This window comes from Stenotrophomonas sp., assembly GCF_050737075.1.
In the GTDB taxonomy this organism is placed as follows: Bacteria; Pseudomonadota; Gammaproteobacteria; order Xanthomonadales; family Xanthomonadaceae; genus Stenotrophomonas.
This window is the reverse complement of sequence record NZ_JBOHXV010000091.1, coordinates 1-16,964: the sequence shown is the minus strand read 5'-3', so window position 1 is coordinate 16,964 and position 16,964 is coordinate 1. Positions and strand designations below refer to the sequence as shown.

At 67.8% G+C, this 16,964-nt stretch carries 14 protein-coding genes and 1 pseudogene; 1 reads left to right on the top strand and 14 read right to left on the bottom strand.

Features of this window, described 5'->3' with window-relative positions:
- Positions 1–368, bottom strand: a pseudogene (locus ACREPD_RS17985) (GH92 family glycosyl hydrolase); the annotation flags it as partial.
- Positions 369–919: 551 nt separating this feature from the next.
- On the opposite strand from ACREPD_RS17985, the gene ACREPD_RS17980 reads away from it, so the two are divergent.
- Entirely contained in the window at positions 920–4,009 is a 3,090-nt protein-coding gene (locus ACREPD_RS17980; RefSeq protein WP_431600585.1) for a TonB-dependent receptor, read from the top strand.
- Between the two features lie 573 nt (positions 4,010–4,582).
- Here the strand turns inward: ACREPD_RS17980 and ACREPD_RS17975 are convergent.
- From ACREPD_RS17975 to ACREPD_RS17915, 13 genes are all read right to left on the bottom strand, one after another.
- Complete coding sequence (locus ACREPD_RS17975; RefSeq protein ID WP_431600584.1) at positions 4,583–5,320, bottom strand: copper homeostasis protein CutC; 738 nt, start codon at positions 5,318–5,320, stop codon at positions 4,583–4,585.
- Between the two features lie 2 nt (positions 5,321–5,322).
- Positions 5,323–6,321: a N(4)-(beta-N-acetylglucosaminyl)-L-asparaginase gene (locus tag ACREPD_RS17970; protein ID WP_431600583.1), complete on the bottom strand. Its 999-nt coding sequence runs from the start codon at positions 6,319–6,321 to the stop codon at positions 5,323–5,325.
- A gap of 57 nt (positions 6,322–6,378) precedes the next feature.
- The gene (locus ACREPD_RS17965) at positions 6,379–7,383 is read right to left on the bottom strand and encodes a glucokinase (RefSeq protein ID WP_431600586.1); all 1,005 of its coding nucleotides are present in this window, start codon (positions 7,381–7,383) and stop codon (positions 6,379–6,381) included.
- Positions 7,384–7,580: 197 nt separating this feature from the next.
- Positions 7,581–9,179 (bottom strand): calcineurin-like phosphoesterase C-terminal domain-containing protein, encoded by a 1,599-nt coding sequence (locus tag ACREPD_RS17960; protein WP_431600582.1) that lies wholly within the window; start codon positions 9,177–9,179, stop codon positions 7,581–7,583.
- 90 nt (positions 9,180–9,269) lie between these two features.
- Positions 9,270–9,893, bottom strand: coding sequence for a bifunctional phosphoribosyl-AMP cyclohydrolase/phosphoribosyl-ATP diphosphatase HisIE (gene hisIE / locus ACREPD_RS17955; RefSeq protein WP_431600581.1), 624 nt, complete (start codon positions 9,891–9,893; stop codon positions 9,270–9,272).
- Complete coding sequence (hisF, locus tag ACREPD_RS17950) at positions 9,883–10,659, bottom strand: imidazole glycerol phosphate synthase subunit HisF (protein WP_431600580.1); 777 nt, start codon at positions 10,657–10,659, stop codon at positions 9,883–9,885. The genes hisIE and hisF overlap by 11 nt, the downstream gene beginning before the upstream one ends.
- Positions 10,653–11,387 carry a 1-(5-phosphoribosyl)-5-[(5-phosphoribosylamino)methylideneamino]imidazole-4-carboxamide isomerase gene (hisA, locus tag ACREPD_RS17945; protein ID WP_431600579.1) on the bottom strand — a complete coding sequence of 245 codons (735 nt, stop codon included), beginning with the start codon at positions 11,385–11,387 and terminating at the stop codon, positions 10,653–10,655. The genes hisF and hisA overlap by 7 nt, the downstream gene beginning before the upstream one ends.
- Positions 11,384–11,986 carry an imidazole glycerol phosphate synthase subunit HisH gene (gene hisH / locus ACREPD_RS17940; protein WP_431600578.1) on the bottom strand — a complete coding sequence of 201 codons (603 nt, stop codon included), beginning with the start codon at positions 11,984–11,986 and terminating at the stop codon, positions 11,384–11,386. The genes hisA and hisH overlap by 4 nt, the downstream gene beginning before the upstream one ends.
- A complete protein-coding gene (hisB, locus tag ACREPD_RS17935) occupies positions 11,983–13,056 on the bottom strand; it encodes a bifunctional histidinol-phosphatase/imidazoleglycerol-phosphate dehydratase HisB (protein ID WP_431600577.1) in 1,074 nt (357 codons plus the stop codon). The genes hisH and hisB overlap by 4 nt, the downstream gene beginning before the upstream one ends.
- On the bottom strand, positions 13,053–14,141 hold the full coding sequence (gene hisC, locus ACREPD_RS17930) for a histidinol-phosphate transaminase (protein ID WP_431600576.1): 1,089 nt from the start codon (positions 14,139–14,141) through the stop codon (positions 13,053–13,055). The genes hisB and hisC overlap by 4 nt, the downstream gene beginning before the upstream one ends.
- On the bottom strand, positions 14,138–15,433 hold the full coding sequence (gene hisD, locus ACREPD_RS17925) for a histidinol dehydrogenase (protein WP_431600575.1): 1,296 nt from the start codon (positions 15,431–15,433) through the stop codon (positions 14,138–14,140). The genes hisC and hisD overlap by 4 nt, the downstream gene beginning before the upstream one ends.
- A complete protein-coding gene (gene hisG / locus ACREPD_RS17920) occupies positions 15,430–16,341 on the bottom strand; it encodes an ATP phosphoribosyltransferase (protein ID WP_431600574.1) in 912 nt (303 codons plus the stop codon). Before hisG ends, hisD begins: the two co-directional genes overlap by 4 nt.
- An 11-nt stretch (positions 16,342–16,352) precedes the next feature.
- Positions 16,353–16,679, bottom strand: a complete 327-nt coding sequence (locus tag ACREPD_RS17915) for a YerC/YecD family TrpR-related protein (protein WP_431600573.1) — start codon at positions 16,677–16,679, stop codon at positions 16,353–16,355.
- Positions 16,680–16,964 lie beyond the last annotated feature (285 nt).

Sequence of the window (16,964 nt, the reverse complement as noted above, 5' to 3'; positions counted from 1 at the left end):
GCGGTGTCGAAGTAGCCGCCCGGGCCGATGCTGCCGGTCACCGGCAGCACCGAGACCTGGCCGCCCTGCTCCCAGCAGCCGGCGCCGGACAGGAAGGAATGGCCGAACCCGCGGATCTTGGGATCGTCGTAGCGCCAGCCGGCGTAGTGCTCGCCGATCGGACTGACCTGGACCAGGCCGAAGGGGGCCGAGGCGCCGGGGAAGGTATTGCCGTCATCCTTGCTGCCGATGAAGGTGTTGACCTCGCGCTCCAGCCCGGCCGGAGCGGCCTGCAGCAGCGGCGCGAAGCCCAGCACGGCCAGGCACGCCAAGCCGGCCAGCGGACGGCGCACGGGAGGAAGAGCGAAGATGGACGACAATCGGCGCATGTAAGGGTTCCTGTGGTCGATGACGGTGCGGTGGGACGACCGGCAAACCCCACGCCGGCGGGCGTTCTGCCCGCAGCGCATGTCCCCCTTCGCTCCCCTTTGGATCGCTCCAAATTCACGTTGGCGTGAATTTAGATCGATTTAAGTAAAGCATGGGGAATTCCGTGGATGCATTCTGCGGCGCAACATGACGCATTCGGCCATTCCTGGCGCCGGGCCGCGGCGCACGGGTCACGGACCGCTTCGACGCCTGGCCCCTGTCTGCGCGCCGCCACGTCGCTGGCGCGCGCCTCGCACAGCGCCCCCCTCGCCGTCCATATTGCGCAGCAGCATGCTTCCGTGACGCCGCCGTGTTAAAAATTCGCCGCCAGCGGTTTAGATCGATCCAACTTTGAACCGTCACATTGCCGGCTGTGGCGCGCTGGGGGGCTCACCACGCGGGGCAGGCGGCACGCGCACCGGACCCCGTACTCCGGAAAATGCGGCTTCAGAATTTAGATCGATTCAATCACGTGTCAGCCAAACGGTTCAATCCAGAGGGAGAGAGTGGAATGAAGCAGATGTCCCGCATGTACGGCCGCGACGCATTGTCGGCCGCCATCACGTTCGCATTGGCCGCCGCGTTCGCGCCAGCCAGCGTGTTTGCCCAGCAGGCTGCCGCCCCGGCGGCCGCACCGGCTGAAACCCCCAGCGCGACCACGCTCGACAGCGTCCAGGTCACCGGTTACCGCTTTGCCATCGAAAAGAGCCTGCAGCAGAAGCGCGACGCCAATGCCGTGGTCGAAGTGATCACCGCCGAAGACGTGGGCAAGTTCCCCGACAAGAACGTGGCCGATTCGCTGCAGCGCGTGCCGGGCGTGGTGATCACCCGTGACGGCGGCGAAGGCAAGAGCGTCAGCGTGCGCGGCCTGGACCCGGACCTGACCCTGACCCAGTTGAACGGCAACTACATCGCCACGTCGGAAACCAACGACGAGGCCAGCCGGTCCTTCAACTACACCCTGCTGCCGTCGAACATGCTGTCCAGCGCCGAGCTGTTCAAGTCGCCCGAAGCGCGCATCGACGAAGGCGGTATAGGCGGCACGGTCATCCTGCACACGCGCCGCCCGCTGGAGATGGAATCCAATTCCGGCTACGTGACCCTGGAAGGCACCTCCTCGGACACCAGCCACGACGTCGATCCGCAGGCGTCCGCCCTGTACTCCTGGCACAGCGAAGACGAGCGCTTCGGCGTGCTGGTCGGCGTGACCCAGCAGAAGCGCACCAGCCGCACCATGGAAGCCACCACCGAGAATTACCAGTGGTACGGCACCGACACCACCGCCCGCGATGTCAACGGCAATCCGATGAACCAGGGCGGCGTCAATTACTGGTGGGGCAACTCCGGCTTCAACGACCAGAACGGGCGCAACTACACCGACTTCTTCATGCCCACCTCGGTGAACTTCGCGGTGAAGGAAGAAGAGCGTGAGCGCAAGGGTGGCCAGTTCACCTTCCAGTTCAAGCCGACCGACAACGTCACGTTGACCGCGAACTACTTCCGCTTCGAGCTGCAGGGTGACTACACCCAGAACATGCTGAAGATTCCGGAATGGAACATGGCGCGCTACAACCAGGATGGCAACTGGGCCGGCGGTCGCCTGCTCAACGGCCTGACGATGGATCCCAGCGGCAGCATCGTCACCGGCGCGCAGTTTGAAAAGCTGGCCGGCAAGACCTACTACTGCAGCGAAGACGAGGCCGCAGCGGCCGGCCTCGCCCCGGGTGGCTGGGGTCCGGACGACTGCACCATCCCCACCCCGCAGCTGACCGGCGGCTACAGCCGCGAAAAGGCGCTGTCGCAGACCGCCGACCTGAGCATCGACTGGGACATCAGTCCGCTGTGGAAGGCGTCCTTCAGCGGCGGCCGCACGTGGTCCGAGGGTGGCCCGACGATGAACTTCCGCATGTCGGCCAAGCCGCGCCGCCGCGTGGATGGCGTGTGGCAGACCGGCAACCAGTACTCGGCATGGGACCTGACCGGCACGCCGTCGGCCACGTTCTCGCCTGACCTGCAGCAGCAGCTGATGAACGGCATCGCCGAGGTGGATACCGGCTCGACCGATTCGTCGTGGATGCAGACGGAGGTCAAGCAGAACCACTTCCAGGCCGACTTCACCAAGCTGTTCGAGACCGGCTGGCTGGATTCGTTCCAGTTCGGCGCGAAGTACAGCGATGGCAAGGTCCACCGCAATACGGGCAACACCTACTGGGTCTGCCCGGGCACCGATCCGGCCGACTACGACAACAACCGTTACCAGGCGGGCTGTGACAATACGGCGGGCATTGCGCAGCCGGGCTTCTTCCTGTCCAACCCGATCACCAACATCGCCGGCGGTTTCAACGCCAACGTGTTCCCGGGCATCGATTACCCGGCCTACATCAATTACCTCAACGACCGCTACGGCGGTTCGCACAACCGCACCGAAGACGACTTCGTCTACAACGTCAACGAGAAGGTCTACGCGGGGTACTTCCAGGCCAACTTCCGTACCGAGCGCCTGCGCGGCAACGTGGGTGTGCGCGTGGTGCGTACGGAGCAGTTCGCGCAGTCCAGTGACTCGATCGAACGATTCAACGACTACTTCCTGGACAACGCGTCCGGGGCGCCGATGTCGTGCAACGACCCGGCCGCGGCAGCGTTCCCCAACTACGGTTGCGAAAGCGGCTTCATCCGCCTTCCCGACAGCCTGGCACGCCAGAAATCGTTCGAGCTGATCGGCACGGACAAGACGTACACGGACTTCCTGCCGAGCTTCAATATCGCGTGGGACATCACGGAGAACCTGGTGCTGCGTGGCGCGGCGTCCAAGGTCATTGCCCGCCCGAGCTACACGAGCATCGCGGCACCGGGTGCGCTGAGCTACTACAGCGCGGAATACGTGAATGACCGCCGCGTGGCCGGTGGTGCGCCGCAGGAAGGCTGGCAGGGCCATGGCAGCAACAAGAACCTGGAGCCGTTCGAGGCGACGCAGTTCGATATCGGTCTGGAGTGGTACTTCCAGCCGGGTGCGGTGGCGGGCATCGGTCTGTTCCGCAAGAACGTGGACAATTTCACGGTGCCGGTGGTGCGTGATGTGCAGATGGTGATCGGCGGCGAGTCGGTCACCGTGCAGGATTACGAGACGCAGGCAAACGGCCGTGACGGTGTGTCGCAGGGCGTGGAAGTCTACGGCCAGTACACGTTCGATATGGGCTTCGGCGTGCAGGCCAACTACACGTACAACGACACGAACCTGGCATCGATCGTGCTCGACGGTGAGAACATCGGATCGTCGCCGCTGGTCGGCAGTGCGAAGAACCAGGCCAACGTGACGCTGTTCTACGAGAACGACAAGTTCCTGGCGCGTGCTTCGTACAACCGTCGTGGCCAGGTGGTGGGTGGCCTGAACGGCGGCATGACGGAGTACACCGAGCCGTATGCACAGCTCGATCTGAACGTGGCGTACAACTTCACCGATGCGCTGACCTTCACCGCCTCGGTGTTGAATGCCACCAAGGAAGAACAGCGCATCCATCTGGGCAATGACACCAGTGCACGCCTGATCTCCAGCCTGTACTCCGGCCGCCAGCTGTATTTCGGCGCGACCTACAAGTTCTAAGCTCAACCGCCCCGCCCTCGGGCGGGTCAACGGTCCTCCACGGCAACCGCGCTTTCATAGGTGGTTGCCGTTTTTTTTGCATTGGTAGGTGCCGACCGTTGGTCGGTACGCAGAGCCCTGATCTGCAAACGTTCTCGCGCAGGGCCGGCGGGTGCAGGGGTACGGGACACGCCGTAAACCCGTCCATGGGGGCTCGTTCACGCCTTGCGCGTGTACGCAATCCTGCGTACACGGCAAGACCGGGGTTGGGCGTCCTGCCCAACCCGCGCGGCGCATGCGCCGCGCCCATGGCGCTCTACGGTCCCGTACCCCTGCACCCGCCGACCCTCTGGCAGTTGAGCGGTGGCCATGGGAAATCAAGATCGGTTTCGATCATTTTCATGCGTTATAGGGCGCGGGTTGTTTCAGGGCAGTCGTTTGGAAATCGACCCTACCGGCCACGTGCATGCGCCACTCGGCAATGAGATGAGTGCGATCGGTAGGGTCGGTTCCCGAACGACTGCCGTTGCGCCGCCCACGTTCTTTAACGCATGGAAATGATCGAAACCGCTGTTGATCTTCGATGCCCCCCCCCTACGGAGTGGCTGCATCCAACGCTGCGCGCAGCGCGGCAACGGTGCTGGCGTCGGTCTGCGTCCAATCGTTGTCCAGGCCACGCAGGTCGGGGTTGCGATGACCCATGCCCGACACGCGGATCGCCTTGGCGGAGGCGTGGAGTTCGCGGCAGCCGGTGGTTGTTGCGAGGGTCGCGATGTTGCCCGGCCCAATGCCGGCGCCGGCCATGACTGACATGCGGTCACCGGCCTGCGCTACCAGGCTGGCCAGCACGGCGCTGCCTGCTTCGGCGCTGGCGTGGCCACCGGAGCTGAGTACGCGCTGGCAGCCCAGGGCGATCACGTGCTCGAGGGCCACCGGCAGGTCGCGCGCGGCGTCGAAGGCGCGATGGAAGGTGACGCCGAGCGGGCCGGCGGCGGCGATCAGTTCGCGGCAGAGCGCCGTGTCGATGTTCCCTTCGGCGTCGAGCGCACCGACGACGATGCCGTCGCAGCCCAGCTGACGGCACTGCGCGATGTCGCGCAGCATGACTTCGGTTTCCACTGCGTCGTACAGGAAGTCGCCCGGCCGCGGGCGGATCAGGACGAACAAGGGAATGCGCAGGCGCTCGCGGGCGATGGCGATGCTGCCGTACGACGGGGTGGTGCCGCCCTCGGCGAGGTTGTCGAACAGCTCGATGCGGTCGGCGCCGCCGTTCTGGGCCGCCAGTGCCGAGGCGACGGAATTGGAGGCGATCTCAAGGGTCCGCCGCGGCATGCTCATGTCTGCTCGCTGGTGTACACGGAGGCCGAATCGCGCAGGTCGTCCTGGCGGTCCTTGTCGCACACGGCGTAGACGAAACCGCGATGCAGCGCATACGCGCCTACCTCGCCGTTGCGGTCCAGCGCGAGGAAACACACCTGCAGGGTCTTGCTGGCTTCCGGCCGCTTGCGCACGACGCGCGCGATGGCTTCGCGGCAGGCCTCGGCCGGGGAGCGGCCCTGGCGCATGAGTTCGACGACCAGGAAGGAGGCGGCATTGCGGATCATCTCCTCGCCCACGCCCGAGGCCGTGGCCGCGCCCACTTCGTTGTCCACGTAGAGCCCGGCACCGATGATCGGGCTGTCGCCGACCCGGCCATGCAGCTTCCACGCCATGCCGCTGGTGGTGCAGGCGCCCGCCAGCTGGCCCTGCGCGTCGATGGCGAGGATGCCCAGGGTGTCGTGGTTGCTGCTGTCACCCGGGCGCGTGCGCCGCTCGGCATTGATCTCGGGGGTGTACTGCGCGGTCTTCAGCCACTCGCGCCATGCCTTTTGGGCCGCGGGGGTGAGCAGTTTCTCGCGCGGGAAGCCCTGCTGCATCGCGAACTGCTGGGCACCCTCGCCCACCAGCATGACGTGCGGGGTCTGCTCCATGACCCTGCGGGCGACCGATACCGGATGCAGGATGTCGCTCAAGGCGGCCACCGAACCGCAGTGCCCGTCGCCGGCCATGATGCTGGCGTCCAGGCTCAGCACACCGTCGCGGTCCGGGTTGCCGCAGCGCCCTACCGTGGGATTGCACAGTTCGCTTTCGGCCCAGCGTGCACCGCTCTCCACCGCATCCAGCGCACTGCCACCGGCCGAGAGCACCTTCCACGCGGCCTGGTTGGCGCCCACGCCGAAGTCCCAGGTGGACACCACCCGTGCGCGGGTGCTGGCCTTGGCCTGCACCTGCGGAAATGCCATGACACCGGCGGCAAGCGCACCGGCCTGGAGAAATTGCCTGCGATCCGTCACTCGTTGCGCTCCCACTGCTGTGAACCCGCCCCGGGAGGGCCGGGAAAGAAAAAAACGCTATGCCACCGCGCAGCGGTGTTCGGCGTGCCACACCGCGGCGCCGACCACGCCGAGTTCGCCATGCTCGACCCGCCATACCGGCACCTGTTCCAGCACCCGGCGCATGACGCCCTTGGCGAGGAAGCGCGTGCGGAAGTGACCGTCATCCAGGAAGCGCGCGACGTGACTGGAAATACCACCGGCCAGATACACCGAGCGCGCCCCGAAGGTCACCGCCAGGTCACCGGCCAGACTGCCCAGCCAGCCGCAGAAGACCTCCAGCGTCTCCACCGCCAGCGCGTCGTCGCCGGCATGCGCGGCGGCGATCAGCGCTTCCGGCGTCGTCCATTGCGGCGTTGCCCCGCGGATGGCGCACAGGCACGGATACAAATTCATCAAGCCGCTGCCGGACAGGATGCGTTCGTTGTCCACGTGCTCCCAGCGCTGCAGCATCTGCTGCAGGATCTGCAGCTCCAGCGCGGTGCCCGCGCCCAGCGCCGCATGGCCTGCTTCGCTGGCCAGCACCGCACGCCCACCGGCCTCGAAGCGCAGCGCGCCGCCCAGGCCGGTGCCCGGACCGAGCACGAGTGCCGGCCAGCGGTTGCCGTCGCCGGGTTCGCCATTCAACGTCACCAGCGTTTCTGGCGCCACGTGCGGAATCGCGTAGGCAACGGCTTCGAAGTCATTGATCAGATCGAGCGTGGCCAGACCTGCGTCGCGGCGGGTCGCCGCCACCGAGACCGGCCACGGCAGGTTGGTGTTGACCAGGTGATCGCCCTCGAGCAGGCCGGCGATGGCCACCACCGCCGTCGCGGGCGCCAGGTGCTGCGATGCACGGAACGCCGCCAGGATGGCCGCCAGACTGGTGAACTCCGCGCACGCATAACGACGCAGGTTGCGGACGCGCGGCGGCTGGCCAACGACCACGTCCGCCACTGCCAGGCGCGCATAGGTACCGCCGACATCGGCGACGATCAGGCTGTCGCCCTGGGAACCCGGGCGTGGAAGCAGCGCGCTCGACACATTAGGGTGGACCGGATGGGCATCCGGCAACGGTGTCGCAACGCTCACGCAAAGGCCTTGGCTGGATTCGGTTTCAATGCCGGGATTTTCGGTGATCGTTCCGGCTTTGCAAAGCAGTGGGTGCCGTACGTGGGCGTATTGCCACCGTCTGGTTGCCGGGCAGAGCCCGGCGTTTCGTTGCCGGGCAGAGCCCGGCGCTACGGTTTTGCTGCCTGAAGCCGGTAGGTGGTGCTGGCCGTTGCGGTGGGGCCATCGGCGTGGACGGCGCGCACGTCCACCTTGTGGGCGCCAGCGGCAAGATCCGTCGGCAACGCACCGCGCCACAGGTGCGGCGACGGCGTGGCCTCGGGCGACCGGTCGTAGCCACGCAGGCGCTCGGCAGTGTCGTCGGCAACGTTCTCGACCACCAGGCGCGGATCGGGCTGCTCGACGCGCTTCATGGCCTGCCACGCGCCATCATCCACGCGGTATTCCACCTGCGTGTCGGCCTGCCCCATGAACACGTTGGCGTATACGCCCCACGCCGGATAGGCGCCCTTGCGCAGCACCTTCGGCGCGTGCAGGGCGATCTGGTAATCGTCCGGCGCACGCGCCACGTAGTAGCGCAGGCCGTAATCGCCCCCCGGCTGGACCGACAGCACGGCATAGCCATTCGGCGTGCCATCGCTCATGGTCGCATCGGGAATGCCGCTGCTGTCCTTCACGCCCGACCAGAACGCGCCGCAGGCGGCGCCCACGTTGTACTCGTGCAGCGGCCTGCTGCCCTGCCAACCTTCGGCGGCGCCGTGATAGTAGTGCTGCTGGGTGTGGCTGTGGCCACTGAGCACCAGCACGTGCGGGAAGTCCTTGAGCAGCGCGAACAGCCGCGTGCGGTCGGCATGGCGGAAGGTCTCGCGGCCGGGCGCGGCGTCGAACAGCGGGATGTGCACGCCCAGTACCAGCAGGCGGTCGCGCGGCAGTGCCTTGAGGTAGTTGGCCAGGAAGGTGAACTGGTCCGGGCGCAGGCCGCCTACGTACTTCGGCGCGGCGCTGGGGTCGTACACCACGTCGTCGAGGAAGACGAAGCTGGCGCCGCCCTCCTCCACCGCATAGGTGTCGGGGCCGTACACCGCGCGCCAGCTGTCGAGCGAATGGCGGTCGTCGCCGGCGTCCATGTCCAGGTCGTGGTTGCCCGGTACATGGAACCAGGGCACCTGCAGCTGCGTGGTCGCCTTGTTGATGTCCGGATACAGCGACAGATCGTCGTTGACGATGTCACCCAGCGTGGTGCCCAGCCGTGCCGGGTGCTTGCCGACGATCGGCTCCACGATGGCGCGCTGGTAGTAGCCCACATCCTGCCGGCTTGCGGTCTGCGAGTCGGTGAACACCAGCATCTCGAAGCCGGCACGTGCCGCCTCCGCATCCTTGTCCGGTTCCAGCGCGAAATCCCAGTTGCGCGGGTTGTTGCCGGTCGCGGCGATACCTGCGTACTTCAGCCGCGGCGAGCCCTGCGGCGCGTAGTGCCGCCAGTACGCCGGCAGGCCATTGGCTGCGGCGGGGAAGCGGTAGTCGTCGGGCTTGATCACGAATACCGTCTGGCCCTCGCGCACCGGCAGGCTGTAACTGCCGTCGGCGGCGGTGCGCACGATGGCCTCCCCGTTGGAGACCTGGACGCCGGCCAGGCCCGGATCGGTAGGACCGCGGCCGGGCTTGCCGTCGCGCTCCTGGTAAACCTTGCCGGTCACCGTGGCCTCATTGGCCCAGGCAGGTGCGGACATCAACAGCAGGCAGGCCAGCCAGGCAGCAGTACGGCTCATCGGGGGGTTCCGTTCGGGGTAGGCGATTGTAAAGCCGCACATCATCGCCTGCCGCCCGTTTCAGCGACGTTAAATCCGTCGTCGCATACCTCAGCCGGCGTGCCGGGCCGCCAGGACTCCCACCGCATCCTGCAGCGACAACCCGCGTGCACGCAGCAGCACGGTCAGGTGGAACAGCAGGTCGGCCGATTCGCCCAGCAGTGCCTCGTCGTCCTGCACCACGCCGGCGAGCGCGGTCTCCACCCCTTCTTCGCCCACCTTCTGCGCGATGCGGCGGATGCCCTGTTCGAACAGGTGGGTGGTGTAGCTGTTGTCCGGGCGCTGCTGCTCGCGGTCGCGCACCAGCGCATCCAGGCGGCCCAGGAAGGTGCCCGGCGCCTGCGCGAAGCAGCTTTCGCTGCCCGTGTGGCAAGTGGGCCCGGCGGGACGCGCACTGACCAGCAGGGTATCGCGGTCGCAGTCGACGCGCACCGCCACCACCGCCAGCACATTGCCGGACGTCTCACCCTTGGTCCACAAACGCTGTTTGCTGCGGCTGTAAAAGGTCATGTGGCCGCTCTCCAGGGTGAGCGCCAGCGATTCGGCCGAGGCGTAGCCCAGCATCAGCACCGCCAGCGTGTCCACGTCCTGCACCACCACCGGCAGCAGGCCGTCGCCCTTGCCCCAGTCCAGCTGCGCCAGCGCCTCGCGCGATGGGAATACCTCAATAGACATCTCGTACCTCGATCTGCTGCGCACGCAGGAACTGCTTGAGCGCGGGAATGGCGATGGCGCCGCTGTGGAAGACACTGGCGGCCAACGCACCGTCGACGTCGGCCTGGTCGAATACATCGGCGAAGTGCTGCATCTCGCCGGCGCCGCCGGAGGCGATCAGCGGCACCTGGCACAGGGCGCGCGCCTGCTGCAGCTGGGCCACGTCATAGCCGCGGCGAACGCCGTCGCTGTCCATGCAGTTGAGCACGATCTCGCCCGCGCCCCGGCGCTGTGCCTCCACCAGCCAATCCAGGGTCCGCACCGGTACGGCCTGGGTCTTGTCCGGATCGCCGCTGAAACGGCGCACGCGCCATTCGCCATCGGGCTCGCGGACCGAATCGATGCCGACCACCACGCACTGCACGCCGAAGGCGTCCGCCAGTTCCTCGATCAATGCCGGGCGCCCGAGCGCCGGCGAATTGATCGAGATCTTGTCGGCACCCGCATACAGCACCCGGCGGGCGGTCTCCACGTCGCTGATGCCACCGGCCACGCAGAACGGAATGTCGATCAGGCGTGCGATGCGCTCGATCCAGCCCACATCGACCGCCCGGCCCTCCGGGCTGGCGCCGATGTCGTAGAACACCAGCTCGTCGGCGCCCTGGTCACGGTAGCGAAGCGCCAGTTCGGCGATGTCGCCCATGTCCACGTGGTCGCGGAAGCGCACGCCCTTGACCACACGGCCGTCGCGCACGTCCAGGCAGGGAATCAGCCGGCGGCTCAACATGCCAGCGCCTCCGGCAGGGTCATGCGCCCTTCCAGCAGTGCCTTGCCCAGGATCGCGCCACCGCAGCCCACGGCCTTGGCCTCGGCCACGTCGGCGGCGCTGCGCACGCCCCCCGAGGCCTGCACGGCCACGCCCGGCAGCAGTGACGACAGGTGCCGGTACAGGCCGATGTTGGGCCCGGACAGCATGCCGTCGCGGGCGATGTCGGTGCACAGCAGGTGGCGCATGCCGGCCTGCGCGTAGCGCTGCGCCAGTTCGTCCAGGGTCACGTCGGCGGTCTCGGTCCAGCCATGCACCGGCAACAGCCAGCGGCCGTCGTCGGCCTGGCGCGCATCCAGTGCGATGGTCAGCCGCTCCGGGCCGAACTCGCGCAGCCAGCCGATCACCGTGTCCGGTTCGCGTACCGACACCGAGCCCACCACCACGCGGGCAGCGCCGGCCGCCAGGATGCGCGCGACATCCTCGCGCGAGCGCACGCCGCCGCCGGTCTGCACCTTCAGGCCGGTCTGGGTGGCAATCGCCGAGAGCAGCGGCGCCAGGGTGTAGCCGCCGGCACGGGCGGCGTCCAGGTCGACCAGGTGCATCCAGCTCGCACCGGCGACCGCAAATGCCTGCGCGCGCGGCAGCGGGTCGTCGCCATAGGTGGTCTGCTGGTTGTAATCGCCCTGCAGCAGGCGCACCACGCGGCCGTCGCGGATGTCCAGCGCGGGATAGACGATGAAACTCATGGGGAGGCGTTCTCGATGAAATTGCGCAGGATCCGGGCGCCGGTGGCGGCCGACCGCTCGGGGTGGAACTGCGCGCCGCTGTGGCGGCCGCGCTGCACCACCGCCGCGAACAGGCCGCCGTGGTCACAGGCCGCCACGGTGTGTTCGTTCAACGGCGCGGCGTAGCTGTGCACGAAGTAGGCACTGGCACGGTCGGCCACGCCGTTCATCAGCGTTGCATGGCGCAGCGGCAGCAATCGGTTCCAGCCCATGTGCGGCACGCGGATGCCGGTGGCCGGATGCAGGTGTCGGACCACGCCGGGCAGCAGACCGAGGCATTCGACATGCCCTTCTTCGGAGCCTTCAAACAGCAGCTGCATACCCAGGCAGATGCCCAGCAATGGCACCTCCAGCTCACGCAGGGGTTGTACCAGGTCCTGCGCATGCAGGCGCGCCATGCCATGCGGTGCGGCGCCCACGCCGGGCAGGATCACCCGCGACACGCCGCGCAGGCCGGCTGCATCGCGGACCAGCCGCACGCGTGCGCCGAGTCGCTCCAGCGCATAGCGCACCGAGCCGAGATTGGCGCCACCGGCATCGATCAGCGCGACCTCGCTCACAGCGCCCCCTTGGTGCTGGGCAACGCGGTGCCCTGCCGCGGCAATGCCTGGCGCAGGGCGCGCGCCAGCGCCTTGAAGCAGGCCTCCACCTTGTGATGGTCGTTGTCGCCGCGCACGCTGAGGTTGAGGTTCAAGCCGGCCGCATCGCACAGCGAGCGGAAGAAGTGCGGGACCAGCTCCGTGGGCATGTCGCCCACGCGCTCACGCTTGAATTCGCCATCGAACACGAAATACGGCCGGCCGCTGAAATCCAGCGCGGCGCTGGCCAGCGTCTCGTCCATCGGCAGGGTGAAGCCGTAGCGGCCGATGCCGCGCTTGTCGCCCAGCGCCTCGCGCAGGGCTTGGCCCAGCGCAAGACCGGTGTCTTCGATGGTGTGGTGTTCGTCGATGTGCAGGTCGCCCTCGGCCTGCACGCTCAGCGCGAAACCGCCGTGCTTGCCGATCTGCTCCAGCATGTGGTCGAAGAACGGCAGCCCGGTGTGGGTCTGCGGTTCGGCAACGCGGTCCAGGTCCACCTCGACGCGGATGCGGGTTTCCTTGGTATTGCGCTGCACGATCGCCCGGCGCGGCGCGTCGGCCAGCTCATGCGCGATGCCGTTCCAGTCCCACTCGCCGCCGAACTGTTCGGTGCGCAGCTGGAAGCCGCGGATGTTCATGTTCTGCGCGAACTGGATATCGGTGGGGCGGTCGCCGACCATGCCCGAGCGTGCCCAGTCGATGCTGCGGTCCTGCAGGTACGGCAGCATCATGCCGATGCCGGGCTTGCGCGTGGGCGCATTGTCGTGCGGCCAGCTGCCGTCGATCAGCACGTCACGGAACACGATGCCCTGGCTGGCGAAGATCTGCAGCATCAGGTCGTTGGGGCCGTCGAACGCGGCCTGCGGGAAGCCTTCGCTGCCCAGCCCGTCCTGGTTGCTGACAATGACGAACTGGTAGCCGGCATCGCGCAGCTTCAGCATCGCCGGAATCACATCGCGCACGAAGCGGATCTTCTCGTAGGCGTCGATCTGGAAGTCGGCCGGTTCTTCGATCAGGGTGCCGTCGCGGTCGACGAACAGGATGGGGGTCATGCGGCGGCCCTCCGGGCACTGAGGACCTGCAGCACGCGGTCGTTCTCCGCGGGGCTGCCGATGGTGATGCGCAGTGCATCGTGCAGTTGCGGGGCACCGCGCTGGTCGCGCACCACTACTCCGGCGGCCAGCAGCGCATCGAACGCACCCTGCGCGTCGGCGAACCGCACCAGCAGGTAGTTGCCCTGCGAAGGATAGGCGCGCAGCACATCGGGCAGCGTCTGCAGCGCCTGCAACAGGCGCCCGCGCTCGGTCTTGATCTCGTCCACGCGACGGGAGGTCACCTCGAGCGCCTCCGGTGCCAACGCCGCAACGGCCAGCGCGGCACACGGCGCCGGCACCGGGTACGGGGCCTGGCAACGGCGCAGCAGCTGGATCAGGGCAGGATCGGCGATCAGGCTGCCGATCCGCGCCGCCGCCAGTGCGTGTGCCTTGGACAGGGTCCGCAGCACCGCGACGTTGTCACGGTGCGCCAGCAAGGTGCTGGCCGATGGCTGCTCGGCATACTCGCCGTAGGCCTCATCCACCACCACCAGCGCCCTGCCCTGCAGTGCCCGGGCGACGCGTTCGACGTCTTCCAGCGAGATCGTGCTGCCCGCCGGGTTGGAGGGCGTGCACAGGAACACCAGCTTGGCATTGCCGGCCAGCGCGGCGGCGATGATGGCGTCGATATCCGCCTCGAGGGCATCGCCTGCATCGCGCAGCGGCACCTCGAGCAGCGGCGCATTCTGAAGGCGTGCGCACACCGCATACATGCCGAACACCGGCGGCGTCACCAGTACCGCGTCGCGGCCCGGCTCGCACAGTGCCCGGACCAGCAGGTCGATGGCTTCGTCACTGCCGCGGCCGATCAACAGCTGATCCGCGCTGCAGCCATACAGGGCGGCCAACCGGGCGCGCAGTGCCTCCGGCTGCGGTTCGGGATAGCGGCGCGCCATTCCCTGCGTGTCGGCCGGATTGGCCCAGGCCGATTCGTTGGCATTGAGCCACACGTCGCCCACCAGCGCGCTGCTGCGTGCCGAGGAATAGCCGGCAAACGCGCGCAGATCCTGGCGGACGAGCGAGAGGACGTTGGCGGCGCTCATGCGAGCGCCTCCATGCGGAGTGCAACAGCATTCTCGTGTGCGTCCAGACCCTCGGCGCGGGCCAGCACGCGGGCACAGTTGCCGATGCCGGCAATGCCCTGCGCGGTGGCGGCCTGCACGCTGATCATGTTCTGGAAGCTGGCCACGCTCACGCCGCTGTAGGCGCGCGCGGCGCCGGCGGTCGGCAGCACGTGGTTGGTACCGCTGCAGTAATCGCCCAGCGCTTCGGGGGTGTAGTCGCCGAGGAACACCGAGCCGGCGGCTTCCACCTGCGCCAGCCAGTCGCGCGGCTCGCGCAGCGCCACAATCAGGTGCTCGGGCGCATAGCGGTTGCTGATCTGGAACGCCTCAACCAGCGAATCCACCAGGATCAGACGCGAGGACTGCAGCGCCTGCGCCGCGATCTCGGCGCGCGACAGCCGCGCGAGCTGCGCCTGCACCTGCGTCTCGACCCTGGCCAGCAGATCGGCATCATCGGTGAGCAGCAATACCTGCGAGTCCGGGCCGTGCTCGGCCTGCGAGAGCAGGTCGGCGGCAACGAACGCCGGATTGGCGCCGGCATCGGCGATCACCAGCACTTCGGAAGGCCCCGCCGGCATGTCGATGGCGGCCGCGCCATCCTGCGCGACCTGCTGCTTCGCCTCGGTCACGTAACTGTTGCCCGGGCCATACAGCTTGTCGCAGGCCGGCACGCTGGCCGTGCCGTACGCCATGGCCGCAATGGCCTGGGCGCCGCCCAGCTTGAACACGCGGTGCACGCCGGTCAGGCGCGCGGCCACCAGCACGGCCGGATCGGCCGTGCCATCGCGGCGCGGCGGGGTGCACAGCACGACCTCACGGCAACCGGCCAGCTGCGCCGGCACGCCCAGCATCAGCGCGGTGGATGGCAGCGGCGCGCTGCCTGCCGGCACATACAGACCGACCCGGCCAATGGGCCGCACCATGCGCTCGCAGCGCACGCCGGGCGCGGTATCCACCGCATAGCCCTGGCTCATGCCCGCCTTGTGGAACAGGCGGATGCGCTCGGCCGCCTCCATCATCGCCTGGCGCAGTTCGGCCGGCACGGCGCGTTCGGCGGCGGCGAATTCTTCGTCGTTCACTTCAAAGGAGGCCGGCGCCACGCCATCGAAGCGCAGGCTGATCTCGCGCAGCGCGGCATCGCCATCGTCGCGTACCGCGGCGATCAAGGCGGCGACCGATTCACGGGTACGCGCGGCCACCGCCTGCACCGGGCGCTGCAGCGCATCGGCCTGTGCGGTGTCGCTCAACTGGGACCATTGCAGACGATTCATGCCAGCGACCGCTCCACGCTCAACACCATCAACCCCTGCGCGCCGGCGCGCTCCAGTTCTTCCAGGCGCTGCCAGGTCAACGCGCCGTGGCACATGGTCTGCAGGCGCAGGTGGCCGCCGTCATCAGGCAACTGCACCAGCGGATCGGCATCGGGCAGCAGGCGGGTCAGTTCGGAGACGCGGTCCAGCGCGGCGCGGAACATCAGCAGTTTGCTGTCCTGCACCTTCACAACGCCATCGAGGCGACGCAGCAGCATCGCCATCAGGCCGGCGCGCGCGTCGTCGGGCGTCTTGACCGGGCCGGCCAGGACGGCCTCGCTTTCCAGCAGGGTCTCGACCGGCTTGAGCTGGTTGGCCGCCAGGGTGGCGCCGCTGGACACCAGGTCGCAGATCAGGTCGGCGGTGCCCAGGCGCGGGGCGATTTCGACGGAGCCAGACAATTCCACCACCTGCGCATCGACGCCACGCGCGGCCAGCCAATCGGCCAGGATGGCGGGATAGCTGGTGGCGATCCGCTTGCCAGCCAGCTGCTGTACGCCCTGCCACTCCCATTCCTCGGGCACGGCCAGCATCAGCCGGCACTGGCCGAAGTTCAGCCCGCGCAATGCCTGGTAGGCATCGGGCAAACCGATGCGGCGGCGGGCGGCGCCCTGCTCGTCCAGCTCGTTGCGGCCCACGATGCCAAAGTCGCAGACGCCGTCGGCGATCAGGCCAGGGATGTCGTCGTCACGAACGAGCAGCAGATCCACCGGCAGCGATTCGCCGTAGCAGAACAGCTTGTCGCGGCTCTGCCGCCAGCTGAGCCCGCAGGCGGTCAGCAGGCTGCGCGCAGGCTCGGCCAGCCGCCCGTTCTTCTGGATGGCGATACGCAGCCGGTCGCGTGCCGGGGCGGTCTGGGTTGCACTCATGGGGGAGGTCTCTACTCGGATTCTGGGGATGCAGGCGTGGCGGTCGCGGCAATGGCGGCGGCATAGCCGCCGTGGCCATGGTCCAGCGAGCGCGCCACGCGCCCGGTGGTGGTCACGCTGACACCGGTCAATTCGTGGATTTCGCGATACGGCACGCCTTGCCTCAGCAGCGGCACGACCTTCCAGCGGTCGGACAGCGCCTCCAGCTCGGCCGGCGTACACAGGTCGCGCAGGAAGGCGGTCACCTCCCCGGCGCTGGACAGGCCGGCAAACGCGCCGGCCAGGCTGTCCAGGTCGGCCTGGGGGTCTTTCTCACGGGGGACAGGGCGGATTTTCATCGTATCAATGTAATAGCGTGCTATTACATTAGCGCAAAACGCCACCGAAGCCAAATGGGGTGGCACCCCTTGGATCTTTCGTTCAGATTGGGCCTTCGTTGTTGCCGGTCCCGCGCATCGCGGGCTATCGCCGGGCACAGCCCGGCTGGCGTTGGATTCAGGCGAACAGCCGTTGGGCCGAGGGATGCGTGGAGTGGGCCGGCGCGTGCGGGTATGCGGGACACGCCGTGAATACGTCCTTGTAGGCTTGTAGAAAACATCCATGTTTTCTGCGGTCCCGCATAC

What these genes read in the sequence shown, in the direction of transcription:
- ACREPD_RS17980 (WP_431600585.1), top strand. Translation starts at nt 920, where the DNA reads ATGAAGCAGATGTCCCGCATGTACGGCCGCGACGCATTGTCGGCCGCC.
- ACREPD_RS17975 (WP_431600584.1), bottom strand. Translation starts at nt 5,320, where the DNA reads ATGCCGCGGCGGACCCTTGAGATCGCCTCCAATTCCGTCGCCTCGGCA.
- ACREPD_RS17960 (WP_431600582.1), bottom strand. Translation starts at nt 9,179, where the DNA reads ATGAGCCGTACTGCTGCCTGGCTGGCCTGCCTGCTGTTGATGTCCGCA.
- hisIE (WP_431600581.1), bottom strand. Translation starts at nt 9,893, where the DNA reads ATGTCTATTGAGGTATTCCCATCGCGCGAGGCGCTGGCGCAGCTGGAC.
- hisF (WP_431600580.1), bottom strand. Translation starts at nt 10,659, where the DNA reads ATGTTGAGCCGCCGGCTGATTCCCTGCCTGGACGTGCGCGACGGCCGT.
- hisA (WP_431600579.1), bottom strand. Translation starts at nt 11,387, where the DNA reads ATGAGTTTCATCGTCTATCCCGCGCTGGACATCCGCGACGGCCGCGTG.
- hisB (WP_431600577.1), bottom strand. Translation starts at nt 13,056, where the DNA reads ATGACCCCCATCCTGTTCGTCGACCGCGACGGCACCCTGATCGAAGAA.
- hisC (WP_431600576.1), bottom strand. Translation starts at nt 14,141, where the DNA reads ATGAGCGCCGCCAACGTCCTCTCGCTCGTCCGCCAGGATCTGCGCGCG.
- hisD (WP_431600575.1), bottom strand. Translation starts at nt 15,433, where the DNA reads ATGAATCGTCTGCAATGGTCCCAGTTGAGCGACACCGCACAGGCCGAT.
- hisG (WP_431600574.1), bottom strand. Translation starts at nt 16,341, where the DNA reads ATGAGTGCAACCCAGACCGCCCCGGCACGCGACCGGCTGCGTATCGCC.
- ACREPD_RS17915 (WP_431600573.1), bottom strand. Translation starts at nt 16,679, where the DNA reads ATGAAAATCCGCCCTGTCCCCCGTGAGAAAGACCCCCAGGCCGACCTG.